Genomic DNA, 13,316 nt, shown 5'->3' with positions numbered 1-13,316 from the left:
AGCAACTTTTCTAGGGGCCAATCAATGACCGCTAACTTTATCAAGTTGGTCTAGAGTAAAGTTCGGAAATAAAAAGAGGCCAGGATTTTTATCCCGGTCTCCAATTAGTTAATGCTTATTTTTGGTTGACCATAATGCTGTCAATCAAACCGTAATCCTTAGCTTCTTGAGCGGTAAGGTAATTATCGCGGTCAGTATCTTTTTGAATTGTTTCAATTGGTTGACCAGTTGCATCAGCCAAGATTTGGTTCATCCGTTTGCGTGTTTTTAAGATTTCTTGGGCCGCAATTTCAATTTCAGTTTGCTGACCTTGAGCGCCACCAGAAGGCTGATGGATAAGTACAGTCGAATTTGGTAAGGCAAATCGTTTGCCCTTAGTACCAGCGGCTAATAAAACACTAGCCATAGAAGCTGCCATGCCCATTGCAATTGTTTGTACATCTGATTTTATAAAATTCATTGTGTCAAAAATTGCGAGGCCGGCGGTAATAACGCCACCTGGCGAATTGATGTAAATGGAAATATCCTTTTCTGAATCTTGTGCATCAAGGAAAAGAAGTTGAGCAATGATGGAGTTGGCCATCTGGTCATTAACTTCACCAGAAAGCATAATAATTCGATCCTTCAGAAGGCGAGAGTAAATATCATAAGAACGTTCGCCTCGTGAAGTTTGTTCAATGACTGTAGGTACTAACATAGTGTGACCTCCTAAGTGAATAATAGATTTCGATATAATTTTAGCACTCAATTAAGTGTAATGCCAGTTTAGTACATTGGTCAAAAAAGGTCAAATGATTTAACGCTAATTTTTTCTAAAGCAATGACGTTGTACCACAGGTAGAGAAAACGTATAATAATTACTAATGATACAACTCATTTTTAATTTTGGGTAATAAAAAAGCTGCCCGTAAAGGCAGCTTAACTGATGCGCCTGGAGGGAATCGAACCCCCATCTCAAGAACCGGAATCTCACGTGATATCCATTACACTACAGGCGCATAAGCAACACAGAATATTCTACCGGAATTATCCTCAAAACACAAGGTATAATCTAAAAGAATGTTGGGAGGAATTTTTATGCCGTTAAAACAGGCGATGAGCCAACAGCAAAAACAAGTACAAAAGCTTGTTATGACCCAGCAACTACAACAGTCAATCCAGATGCTACAGTTTAGCGTAGATGGGTTACAAAAGTTTCTTGAACAGAAAAGTCTCGAAAATCCATTGATTGAACTCAAGGCTGATTACTCTGGGGGAACAACTGCGAGTTCACTGACTGGCAATCGGACTGATAACTATATGAACGCAATTCCGGACACACCATCGTCATTGTTTGATTATCTGCTCCAACAAGTCCGGTTAACTTTGCGGGATACACCGCTGCGGGATCTCGTCTTATTTTTATTAGAGTACGTTGATTCTAATGGCTATTTAAAAATCTCCTTGGCCGACGCAACGGAAAAAACTGGCGCCGATCAGTTGCAACTCTTGGACGCTATAACTTTATTGCAACAACTTGATCCGCCTGGTGTTGGCGCACGTGATCTTCAAGAATGTTTATTATTACAGATTCAGGAAGATAATACTGCACCTAATTTGGCGTATATCGTTTTGGAGGAGAGTTTTAACGACTTCGTTGACCGAAACTGGGATAAAATTGCTAAGCGCTATCAAACAACGTTGGCAGAAGTTCAACATATTCTTGATTATATTCAGACACTGTCACCAAATCCAGGAGCCATTTTTACGCAAAATCAGAATAATTATATTATTCCCGATTTGTTGGTTCAAAAAGAGGCTAACAACCGGCTGAGTGTTAGGCCAACGCGTTCAGGAAGACCCCGATTAATGTTTCAACAACATTATTTTAACCAAATGGTACGGACTAAGGACCAAGAAGTAACCGACTATATGAAGGAAAAGAAACAAGAATTTGATTGGTTAAAGCGAAGTTTAGTGCAGCGTGGTGACACTATCTTACGTGTTGGTCAGGTTATTGTTCAACGCCAAATCGATTTCTTCTTACGGCCAGATCATCCGCTGCAGCCACTAATGTTACGGGATGTTGCGCAGACACTAGATTTACATGAATCAACGATTAGTCGTAGTGTGAATGGTAAGTATTTGCAGGCCGATTTTGGCGTGTTCGAACTACGCCATTTTTTCTCAAATGCAGTTGGTGGATCGGTGGGGGATCAATTTTCCGCCGATAATGTTCAACAACGGTTAAAACAATTGATTAACGCTGAGGATAAAAAGAAGCCATTGTCAGATCAAAAGTTAGTAAAACTTTTGGAAGAAAAAAATATTTCAATTTCCCGCCGAACCGTCGCAAAATATCGTGAAAGTCTTGGAATACCGTCATCTTCAAAAAGAAAACGGTTTTAAAAAAATGGTAATTTTTGAAGTGGTTTTTAAGCTAAGAATTATCGTTGCTAGAACCTTGCATTCATAATCAGTTTTGCTATAATACGAGTTGTGGTCTAAGTGGACAGAGAAAGTACTGTGCACTTTGTTTTTTGGCCATATTGGGTCGCTAGATGACACAGTGGGGAATAATTGTCCCACTAAGGAAGAGGATTGTGATGCACCAGGACTTAGCGCGGCTTGAAGCCTTAGCGCCTGATTTAATTCTTGTTGCCAAATTACGTTACCAGATACTCCAGAATATTTATTGGATGGCACCAGTTGGTCGACGAGTTTTAGCACAAAAGATTGGTAAAAGTGAGCGAGTACTGCGAACGGAAACAGATTTTCTGCGGGCACATAATTTGCTCAGTGTAACTAAGTCTGGTATGGTGCTGACTCAAAAAGGGCAAACAACTTTTCAAGGATTAGAAGCGGTGATGGATAATCTTCTTGGCGTCCGAGCTAAGGAGCAACAGTTAAGTGCCGTGTTGCAAATTGACCATTGCTTAATCGTGCCTGGTGATTCCGATCAGCAAACTAAAGTTCTTGATGATATGGGGAAATTAGTGAGCGAAACGCTGGACTTATTATTACCTAATGGCGATAATATTATTGCGGCGATGGGTGGCACAACAATGGCAAAAATTGCGGATACGCTGAGTCCCAAATTATCAGCGCACCGCAAGCTCACTTTTGTTCCTGCCCGTGGTGGCCTTGGTGAAGCCGTTGATATTCAGGCCAATGCGGTTTGTGCGCGAATGGCGTTTCACACTGGGGGGCAGTACCGAGTACTGTACATTCCGGAACACGTAAGTGAGCGCGCATACCGGCCACTGCTTGAAGAACCGGCGATTAAAGACGTGTTGGCACTAGTTGACAAAAGTGCCAGTGTGGTCCATAGTATTGGTGTGGCTGCTTTGATGGCAAAGCGCCGTAATATGCCACTAGCGACAATTAAAATGCTTGAAAAAGAGCATGCTGTCGGCGAAGCTTTTGGTTATTTTTTCGATGCAAGTGGACGGGTTATTTATAAGATTCCACGAATCGGATTACAGCTTCGCGACTTACAAAATATTCCTTGTGTGGTCGCTGTTGCAGGCGGGCAAAGTAAGGCCGTCGCAATTAAGGCCTACACAAAATTAGCACCTAAGCAAACGTGGTTAATCACTGACGAAGGTGCCGCAAACTTGATTTTAAAAGGGGTAACCCTTTAAAATAAATTTTTTATTTCCTAAAGGAGGAAATTTTAGTATGACTGTAAAAATTGGTATTAATGGTTTTGGACGTATCGGCCGTTTGGCTTTCCGTCGTATTTTCGAACTTGGTGCTAAATCAAATGATATCGAAGTTGTCGCAATCAACGATTTAACTTCACCTGCTATGTTAGCTCACTTATTGAAATATGATTCAACACATGGTACTTTTGCTGGCGAAGTTAGCGCTACTGACAATGGTATCGTCGTTGACGGTAAAGAATATCGTGTCTATGCTGAACCTAAAGCACAAGATATTCCTTGGGTTAAGAACGATGGTGTTGATTTCGTCCTTGAATGTACTGGTTTCTACACATCTAAAGCTAAAGCACAAGCTCATTTGGATGCAGGTGCTAAGCGCGTCTTGATTTCAGCTCCAGCCGGCAACGACTTGAAGACTGTTGTTTACAACGTTAATGATGATGTTTTAACTGCTGATGATAAGATTGTTTCAGCTGGTTCATGCACAACTAACTGCTTAGCTCCTATGGCTTACTTCTTAAACCAAGAATTTGGTCTTGAAGTTGGTACTATGACAACTATCCATGCTTACACTTCTACACAAATGTTACTTGACGGCCCAGTTCGTGGCGGTAACTTACGTGCAGCACGTGCAGCAGCTGTTAACACAATTCCTCATTCAACTGGTGCTGCTAAGGCTATTGGCTTAGTTATCCCAGAATTGAAGGGTAAATTACAAGGCCATGCACAACGTGTTGGTGTTGTTGATGGTTCATTAACTGAATTAGTATCTATCCTTGACAAAAATGTTACTGCTGATGATGTTAATGCAGCAATCAAGAAACACACTGAAGGTAACGAAAGTTTTGGTTACAACGCAGACGAAATCGTATCAAGTGACGTTATCGGCACTACATTCGGTTCAATCTTCGATCCAACTCAAACAGAAGTTACAACTGCTGGCGACAAGCAATTAGTTAAGACTGTTGCTTGGTACGACAACGAATATGGCTTCACTTGCCAAATGGTTCGTACTTTACTCAAATTCGCTACGCTTTAATTTAAAGTTTAACTAATTTAGTAATTAAAAGATCTTTAAAAAGGTGGAGGGAGGTAAACTTCCTCTACCTTTTTTCTTTTTATTCTGTTGCTCTTACGGATAAAAATTAAAAATCGCTAAATAATGTGACTTAACTAAGGATGAGAGCACTTAGTAAGTGGCGTTATTTACCCAAATAAAAAATTCATTTTGAAATTAAAATAGGAGGCTATCCTTCATGGCTAAATTAATCGTTTCTGATTTAGATGTAAAAGATAAAAAAGTTTTAATTCGCGTTGACTTTAATGTTCCAATTAAAGGCGGTGTTATTGGTGATGACAACCGTATTGTTGCGGCATTACCAACAATCCAATACGTTATCGATCATGGTGGTAAAGCAATCTTACTTTCTCATTTAGGTCGGATTAAGACTGATGAAGATAAGAAAGAATTAACCCTTGAACCAGTTGCAACTCGTTTAAGCGAAGCATTGAACAAACCCGTTACTTTTGTTCCCGTTAACGAAGGCAAACAGCTTGAAGATGCAATTAACGGCATGGAAGACGGTTCCGTTCTTTTGATGCAAAATACGCGTTTCCAAGATATTGACAATGATTTTGGTAAACGTGAAAGCAAGAACGATCCTAAATTAGGTGAATACTGGGCATCATTAGGTGATCTCTTCATCAATGACGCATTTGGTACGGCTCACCGGGCACACGCTTCAAACGTTGGGATTGCTACTGCAATGAAGGCTAAGGGCCAAAAGGTTGCAGCCGGCTTCTTAATGGAAAAGGAAATCAAATTCTTAGGTAATGCAGTTGATAATCCTAAACACCCATTTGTTGCTATTTTAGGCGGTGCTAAGGTTTCTGATAAGATCGGCGTTATCGATCATTTATTGAGTAAGGCTGATAAGGTTATCGTTGGTGGCGGTATGACGTATACGTTCTACGCTGCTAAGGGTATCAAGATTGGTAATTCATTAGTTGAAAAAGATAAGATTGATTTAGCTAAGTCAATTATTGAAAAGGCCGGCGACAAATTAGTCTTGCCAGTTGATAACATTGTTGCTGAAAAGTTTGATAATGATGTACCTAGCAAAGACGTTGAAGGCGATATTCCTGATGGCTATATGGCCCTCGATATCGGTGAAAAGTCAATTGCTAATTTTGAAGATGTTCTTAAAGACGCTAAGACAGTTGTTTGGAACGGACCAATGGGTGTCTTTGAAATGAGTAACTACGCTAAGGGCACGCTAGAAATTGGTAAGTTCTTAGGTACTTTAACTGACGCAACAACAATTGTAGGTGGTGGTGATTCAACCGCTGCAGTTAAACAATTAGGCGTTGGCGACAAGTTGACTCATATTTCAACTGGTGGCGGTGCTTCACTTGAATACCTTGAAGGTAAGACTTTACCTGGTATTGCGGCCATTTCTGATAAATAAGCATTAATTACTGATAAGTTTGGGATGAAAATTAAATTTTTGATCCCATTCTTGTTACATAAGAAAGGATGTTTCATATTATGCGTACACCAATTATCGCTGGTAACTGGAAAATGAACAAAAACCCTAAAGAAACAGCAGAATTTGTTGCTGGAATTAAGGGCAAATTACCTGAAACAACTAAAGTAGAAGCCGTTATCGGTGCTCCAGCAGTTGATCTTCAAACTTTGTTAGATGCCGCTAAAGGTACTAACTTACACATTGCTTCTGAAAACAACTATTTTGAAGACAATGGTGCTTTTACTGGTGAAACTTCACCAAAAGTTCTTGCTGAAATGGGTGTTAACTATGGCATTATTGGCCATAGCGAACGCCGCGGTTATTTCCACGAAACTGATGAAGACATCAACAAAAAGGCTCACGCACTATTTGATAATGGCTTAACACCTATTATCTGTTGTGGTGAAACTTTAGAAACTCGTAAGGCCGGTAAGGTTAACGAATGGGTTTCTGGACAAGTTACTGCTGCTTTAAAGGGCTTATCAGCAAAGCAAGTTGCTTCACTTGTTATTGCTTACGAACCAATCTGGGCAATCGGTACTGGCGAAACTGCTTCTCCTGCACAAGCACAAGAAGTTTGTCATTTAATTCGCGAAACAGTTGCTAAGTTATATGACCAAACTACTGCTGAAAACGTTCGTATTCAATACGGCGGTTCAATGAAACCAGCTAACGTTAAAGAATTAATGAGTCAACCTGATATCGATGGTGGGCTTGTTGGTGGAGCTAGCTTACAGCCAGATTCATTCTTAGAATTAGTTCATTATCAGGACTAGAAGGGTCTCAAAGGGTGCTGATTCCGAGAATTAACTACAACAGAAATCTGCCCTTTTAGACACGTTTAAACTATTCCTGATCGAGTGGCTTAAACAAGGGAAGTGGGACAAAAGTCGTTTTTGGGTTTACTGCGTAACGTAGACTAATCAAATAACCGTACTATGGTTATTCGATTAGTCGTAGTTAGGCACGTGAACCCAGACTTTTGGCGCACGTTCTAGGGTAACGTTCAGAAACAATGAGAGGCTAGGGGCTTTTGTCCCAGCCCCTTTTTTTGTACACTTTTTATCATTTGGGTTTTGTTCTATTTCAATCAATGGTATAATAAAAGGCAATGAAAGTTCGTTTGTAGAATAAACAACGAACAACGGATTTAATCAAAGGAGGTACTAGGGTGTACAATACAATTTTAACCCTATTGCTTGTTGTTTCTGTGTCGATCATTATTGCAGTTTTGATGCAACCTAGTAAACAGCAAGATGCATTAAGCGCACTGTCAGGTGGGACTCAAGAGATATCCGGCAAACAAAAAGCACGCGGTTTTGAGGCTTTTATGCAGAAAGTAACCGTCGTACTCGGTACTCTCTTCTTTGCCTTATCTTTGATATTAGCTTACGTGTCATCACACTAGTGAACTGACCTCCTGTTTTTATGGCAGGAGGTTTTTTTAGGTTTTTAACCGAATAAGATAGTGAAAATAAATTTGAATTAGTTAAAATACATGATGTATTTTGGAAAGAGGTTTAATTTGAAGAAGGACGAATTATTTGAAACGGAAGTCTTAAATTTCTTCAAGCAACACCAGAAGCATTTTTATACCGTTGAAGAGATTAATGAAAGATTAAATTTACAAGGGGCCAGTGCTTTTAAAGTATTGGTTCAGACTTTGACCAGTTTTGAGCAGGAAAAAGTGATTCGAACGGATAGTAGTGGTCGTTTTGCGATGCCAGAGCAGTTAAAAACCGTAGCAGGTGTATTTCACGCTAATGATCGTGGTTTTGGTTTTATTTCCTATGATCCTGAGTTACCAGATGTCTACGTTTCAGCCGATAACACTAATTATGCTTTAAATGGTGATGAAGTTGAGGCCGAGGTTATTAAGGCTGCTCAGCCTGGCAGTGGCAAAGGACCAGAAGGAAAGATTACCGCCGTTACTAAGCGTAATTTTACGCGCGTTGTTGGTGAGTTCACTGGTTTTCCACCAAGTGAGGTTCAAAAAGTACATCAATTTGGTTACGTTCATTTAACGCAAAAAAGTTTACAGGACGTACCGGTTTACATTTCAGATGCTGGTGTCCACCCAACAGATGGCGATATGGTTGTTGTTGACGTTACTAATTACCCTAGCACAGCTTACCCAAAGAGTATGCGTGGCGTTGCTTTACAAGATTTGGGTAACAAAAATGCGCCTGGTGTTGATATTCTTTCAATTGTTTATCGTCATGGGATTCCAACTGAGTTTCCAGATGAAGTCATGGCAGAGGCAAACAATATTCCTGCCGAGGTATTGGAAGAAGAGAAGACTGGCCGAAAAGATTTGACCGCTCAAGATTTTGTCACAATTGATGGTGATTCTTCTAAGGACTTTGATGATGCCGTTGTTGTTTGGAAATTGGATAATGGTAACTATCATTTAGGGGTTAGTATCGCTGATGTTTCGCATTACGTTACACCGGGAACAGCACTTGATCAGGAGGCCTTTGATCGCGGTACTAGTACTTATTTGACGGACCGGGTTTTACCGATGTTACCAGAACGATTGTCAAATGGTATTTGTTCCTTAAATCCACAAGTTGAACGTTTAACGATGACTTGTGAAATGGAAGTTAACCCACAAGGCGAAATTATTGATCGCGCAATTTTTCCAAGTTACATTAAGAGTTCTGCCCGAATGACCTATAATGAGGTCAACCAAATACTTGATGACAAAGATGATGCTGTTCGGTCTGAATATGCTGATTTAGTACCAATGTTTGAAGTAATGGGTGAATTACACAAGATTTTACGCGATATGCGTCATCGGCGTGGTGCCATTGATTTCGATGAACCTGAAGCAGAAATTATTGTAGATGAGAATGGTAAGCCAACCGATATTAAAATGCGCGAACGTGGAACTAGTGAGCGGATGATTGAATCCTTTATGTTAGCGGCCAACGAAACGGTTGCTGAACACTACAGTAAAATGCACGTACCATTTTTATACCGGGTACACGAAACGCCGGATAGTGAAAAAATGCGCAGATTTTATGAATTTATCAATAATATTGGGGTAGTTGCTAAGGGTGATATTGAAAACATTACCCCGAAGATGTTGCAAAAAGTCCTTGAAAAAATTGATGGTTCAGCACTTCAACCAGTTGTTCAAATTATGTTGTTACGTAGTTTTAAACAGGCTAAATATGCGGATCAACTGTTAGGTCACTTTGGAATTGCGGCCAAGTATTATACTCACTTTACGTCACCAATTCGCCGTTACCCTGATTTAATGGTCCACCGTTTAATTCATTGGTACCAAGAAAATGGTACTAATGAAGAGGCACAGGCTAGATTCCGCGATGATTTAGATGGCATTGCAACGCACAGTTCCGAAATGGAACGACGGTCGATTGATGCCGAACGGGATACTGATAGTTTGAAGAAATGTGAATATATGTTACCGCAAGTCGGTGAAGAGTTTGACGCAGTGGTCAGTTCAGTAACGAAATTTGGTTTATTTATTGAGTTACCGAATACCGTTGAAGGTTTAGTGCATATTTCAACGATGGATGATGATTACTATAACTTTGTTGAAAGTTATTTAGCGATGGTTGGGGAGCACACTAAGCGTACTTATCGAATTGGCCAAGCAGTTCGGGTTAAGTTGACTAACGTTGATCTGGAACAAAGTCAGATTGATTTTAAATTATTGCCAGACGAGAATACGCCAACTAGTGACCTTGGTGATTTGGTTGAACGACCAAAACCACGGCGCACCTTTAATCACCGTGGTCAAAATGATCGCAACCACAGTAATAATCGAAATGCTAAAGGGCGTAGCAATAATAATACGCACAATAGTAATAATCGGCGGCGGCCACAAGCCGGTGGTAGTGGCAATCATCCACGGATCAGTCACACTAATCAAAGTCAGCAAACCAGAAAAAAATAGCCTTAAGTAGTGAGGTGAAGACTAGTGGCGAAACAACAAAAGAAGCAAGATAACGTGTTAGCGCAGAATAAAAAAGCGCGCCATGATTACAGTATTTTAGAAACTTACGAGGCCGGCGTTGCGTTAACCGGGACCGAGATCAAATCAGTCCGGGCTGGCCGCATGAATTTAAAAGATGGTTTTGCTCGGATTCACAGTGATGAACTTTGGCTTGAAAATGTTCACATTAGTGCTTATGCGCAGGGTAATCAATTTAACGTTGATCCGTTGCGTAATCGAAAGTTATTGTTACACAAAAAAGAGATTCGTAAACTGGGTATTGCAACTAGTAGTGCGGGCATTACTTTAGTGCCGCTGCGAGTTTATTTAAAACATGGCTTTGCGAAAGTTCTAATTGGTGTTGCCAAAGGGAAACATGAGTACGATAAGCGTGAAACGATTAAACGTCGTGAGCAAGATCGTGAATTACAACGTGTTTTAAAGAGTCACCGTTAATTTAGCGGTGACTTTTTTTGTTGATTTTGATTAAAAATACGCACTAATTTTCTCATTAATTATCGGTTCCCGGCGCGATTATTTCGATTAATAATTGATATTTCTTGAAAATAATGAGAATTTACTGCAGAATTGCACATTAATGACACTATTTGAAAAAAATTAATTAAAGCCTTATCATCTACACTTACTATCCAAAATGAATATGCTATAGTAATTTTGTGGAGGTGTTAGGATGTGCTTAATAAGCCATGTGCAACACATCTGTACGGGATATTGGCGCCAAAAGATTCTATGAAGGTTATTCGTTTGGGCTAATCGTTAGATCATTAAACAAAAAATTTAATAAGAAAGGACCGAACGAAAGCATCCTTTGGTCCAAAAACAAATAAGAGGCTAGGACTTTTGTCCTAGCCTCTTATTTGTTTTCGAACGTTATTCTAGAACGCGCGTCAAAAGTCTGAGTTCACGTGCCTAAAAAGATAGGGTTTCTATATCTATAAGCGAGAATCTACGCGTTGAGCACTTTACGTAAGAAGTCCTGGGTACGTGGGTTTTGGGGATGATCAAATAGGTCAGCGGGTCGGCCTTCTTCCATAATGTGACCATCGGCCATAAAGACAACACGATCGGCAACCTCCTTGGCAAATCCCATTTCGTGAGTTACGACAATCATGGTCATTCCTTGTTTGGCCAAGTTCTTCATAACGTCTAAAACATCACCAACCATTTCTGGATCAAGGGCGGAAGTTGGTTCATCAAATAGCATAATGTCCGGTTGCATTTCTAAGGCCCGGGCAATCGCAACTCGCTGTTCTTGGCCACCTGATAGGGAGGCGGGGTAGGCAGTCGCCTTTTCATCTAAACCGACGTTTTTTAAAAGGTCGTGGGCAGTTGCTTCGGCTTGTTGTTTGGTCATCTTTTTTAATTCGATTGGGGCCAAAGTAATGTTGTCTAAAACGGTTAAATTGGGAAATAGATTAAAGTGCTGGAAAACCATTCCAATTTTTTCCCGAACGTGGTTCATGTTGGTATTTTTATTAGAGATATCGTGTCCGTCAATCACAATCCGGCCTGCAGTGGGATCTTCTAATTTATTTAAACACCGAAGAAAAGTACTTTTACCTGAGCCTGATGGGCCAATCATACAGACAACCTCATTATTTTTAACTTGTAAATTAAGTCCTTTTAAAACGTGATTATTACCATAATCTTTAATTAAGTCGGTGACATCAACTTTTAAATTTTGTTCGCTCAATCGTTGATTCTCCTTTCAACAAATTTGGATAGCCAGGTTAATAGCGTAATGATAACAATGTACATAATTGCTATGATTGTCCAAACTTTGAAGCCCTGTAGATTTCGAGCTATGATAATTTTACCTGTTTGCGTTAATTCAAGAATGCCAATCACGGATAGAATTGAAGTATCCTTTAAGGTAATAATGAACTGGTTAATGAAGGAAGGAACCATAATTTTGACCCCTTGTGGTAAAATAACACGGCGCATTGCTTTACCGTAAGGAAGGCCAAGACTGCGTGCTGCTTCCATTTGCCCAGGATCAACTGCCTTGATACCGCCGCTAACGAAAGCGGCAGTGTAGGCACCTTCATTGAGGGTTAGTGTAATAATTCCGGCAACGAATGCGGAAATTTTACTACCAGTCAAGTTTGGAACACCAATATAGATAAAGAGGGCCAGAACTAGTAAAGGCATTCCCCGGAAAATGTAAATAATGATACTTGATAGCCAATTAACCCATTTAACGGGCATTACTTGCATCAAACCAACGATAACACCAAGAATGGTTGCCAGGATGATTGAAATAAACGTCAAGTAAAGCGTTTGACCAAGACCACTGAGTAGGGAGCTCTTATTTTGTTTAACTAAACTGAGTAAACCATCATTACCTGTAGCTGCTTTCTTTTCTTTAGCCTGAGCGGATTTACCTAAGTATTTAGCAACGATTTTATCGTATTGACCATTTTTCTTTAAATGACTTAGTCCAGTGTTAAATTTAGTTAGTAATTCTTGATTTTCACCTTTTTTAACCGCAAAACCATAACTACCACCGGCCTTTGGTTTAGTCACAATTTTCATTTTCATGCCATTGCGAATACCGTACGCCATAACCGGGTAATCTTCAAAGGCCGCAGCCGAATTACCACTTGTAACATCATTATACATATCATTTGATTGATCGAATTCAGTTGTTGTAAAACCGTATTTCTTTTTAATTGAATTGGCGTAACTTGCACCTAAAGTACCCACTTTTAGGGCTACTTTTTTACCACGCAAATCTTCTAGTGATTTAATGGAACTACCTTGCTTAACCGCCATAACTTCACCGGCGTAGTAGTAGGGATCGGAAAAATCGAACTGTTGTTTACGTGCATTGGTGATCGTCATACCAGCGATGACACCATCCATTTGGTTAGCTTCAACTGCTTGGACAGCGGCGTTAAAGCCAACTGGTTTTAATTTAACTTTAAAACCTTCTTCTTTAGCGATGGCCTTAATTAAATCAATATCAATGCCGGTATAGTGCCCATTTGAATCCTGAAAATCAAATGGTGCGTATGTAATATCTGTTCCAATTGTATAAGTTTTTTCTGCCGCCTGAGTTTTAGTACTAAAAAACGTAAATAAGCTCAAACAAGCTAGTAGGACTGTGCCTAACCAAAGCAAACGCTTGCGCATAAAAAGGCCTCCAAATAATATGTT

11 protein-coding genes and 1 tRNA gene are annotated in these 13,316 nt (G+C 39.9%); 8 read left to right on the top strand and 4 right to left on the bottom strand.

Annotation, left to right across the window (positions count from 1 at the left end; all coding sequences use genetic code 11):
* Positions 1-115: 115 nt before the first annotated feature.
* Together clpP and EKM61_RS00160 are read right to left on the bottom strand one after the other, a co-directional pair.
* Entirely contained in the window at positions 116-697 is a 582-nt protein-coding gene (gene clpP / locus EKM61_RS00165) for an ATP-dependent Clp endopeptidase proteolytic subunit ClpP (RefSeq protein WP_068225295.1), read from the bottom strand.
* Between the two features lie 229 nt (positions 698-926).
* A tRNA-Arg gene (locus tag EKM61_RS00160) sits at positions 927-998 on the bottom strand.
* Positions 999-1,077: 79 nt separating this feature from the next.
* On the opposite strand from EKM61_RS00160, the gene rpoN reads away from it, so the two are divergent.
* The 8 genes from rpoN to smpB all read left to right on the top strand — a co-directional run bounded on the left by rpoN (position 1,078) and on the right by smpB (position 10,592).
* Positions 1,078-2,388: an RNA polymerase factor sigma-54 gene (gene rpoN / locus EKM61_RS00155; protein WP_068225293.1), complete on the top strand. Its 1,311-nt coding sequence runs from the start codon at positions 1,078-1,080 to the stop codon at positions 2,386-2,388.
* A gap of 197 nt (positions 2,389-2,585) precedes the next feature.
* Positions 2,586-3,623 (top strand): sugar-binding transcriptional regulator, encoded by a 1,038-nt coding sequence (locus tag EKM61_RS00150; RefSeq protein ID WP_068225291.1) that lies wholly within the window; start codon positions 2,586-2,588, stop codon positions 3,621-3,623.
* Positions 3,624-3,660: 37 nt separating this feature from the next.
* Complete coding sequence (gene gap, locus EKM61_RS00145) at positions 3,661-4,683, top strand: type I glyceraldehyde-3-phosphate dehydrogenase (protein WP_068225289.1); 1,023 nt, start codon at positions 3,661-3,663, stop codon at positions 4,681-4,683.
* A 217-nt stretch (positions 4,684-4,900) separates the two neighbouring features.
* On the top strand, positions 4,901-6,112 hold the full coding sequence (locus tag EKM61_RS00140; protein ID WP_068225287.1) for a phosphoglycerate kinase: 1,212 nt from the start codon (positions 4,901-4,903) through the stop codon (positions 6,110-6,112).
* Between the two features lie 80 nt (positions 6,113-6,192).
* Complete coding sequence (tpiA, locus tag EKM61_RS00135) at positions 6,193-6,948, top strand: triose-phosphate isomerase (RefSeq protein ID WP_068225285.1); 756 nt, start codon at positions 6,193-6,195, stop codon at positions 6,946-6,948.
* A 395-nt stretch (positions 6,949-7,343) separates the two neighbouring features.
* Positions 7,344-7,580: a preprotein translocase subunit SecG gene (gene secG, locus EKM61_RS00130; protein ID WP_068225283.1), complete on the top strand. Its 237-nt coding sequence runs from the start codon at positions 7,344-7,346 to the stop codon at positions 7,578-7,580.
* A 117-nt stretch (positions 7,581-7,697) separates the two neighbouring features.
* On the top strand, positions 7,698-10,097 hold the full coding sequence (gene rnr, locus EKM61_RS00125; protein ID WP_075168880.1) for a ribonuclease R: 2,400 nt from the start codon (positions 7,698-7,700) through the stop codon (positions 10,095-10,097).
* A gap of 24 nt (positions 10,098-10,121) precedes the next feature.
* The gene (gene smpB / locus EKM61_RS00120; protein ID WP_068225279.1) at positions 10,122-10,592 is read left to right on the top strand and encodes an SsrA-binding protein SmpB; all 471 of its coding nucleotides are present in this window, start codon (positions 10,122-10,124) and stop codon (positions 10,590-10,592) included.
* A gap of 511 nt (positions 10,593-11,103) precedes the next feature.
* Here the strand turns inward: smpB and EKM61_RS00115 are convergent.
* Positions 11,104-11,850 (bottom strand): amino acid ABC transporter ATP-binding protein, encoded by a 747-nt coding sequence (locus tag EKM61_RS00115; protein WP_068225277.1) that lies wholly within the window; start codon positions 11,848-11,850, stop codon positions 11,104-11,106.
* Entirely contained in the window at positions 11,847-13,292 is a 1,446-nt protein-coding gene (locus tag EKM61_RS00110; RefSeq protein WP_068225274.1) for an amino acid ABC transporter substrate-binding protein/permease, read from the bottom strand. Before EKM61_RS00110 ends, EKM61_RS00115 begins: the two co-directional genes overlap by 4 nt.
* Positions 13,293-13,316 lie beyond the last annotated feature (24 nt).

This window comes from Loigolactobacillus backii (assembly GCF_003946275.1).
Lineage (GTDB): Bacteria > Bacillota > Bacilli > Lactobacillales > Lactobacillaceae > Loigolactobacillus > Loigolactobacillus backii.
The sequence above is the reverse complement of the archived record's forward strand: the minus strand, read 5'-3'. Positions and strand labels throughout refer to the sequence as shown.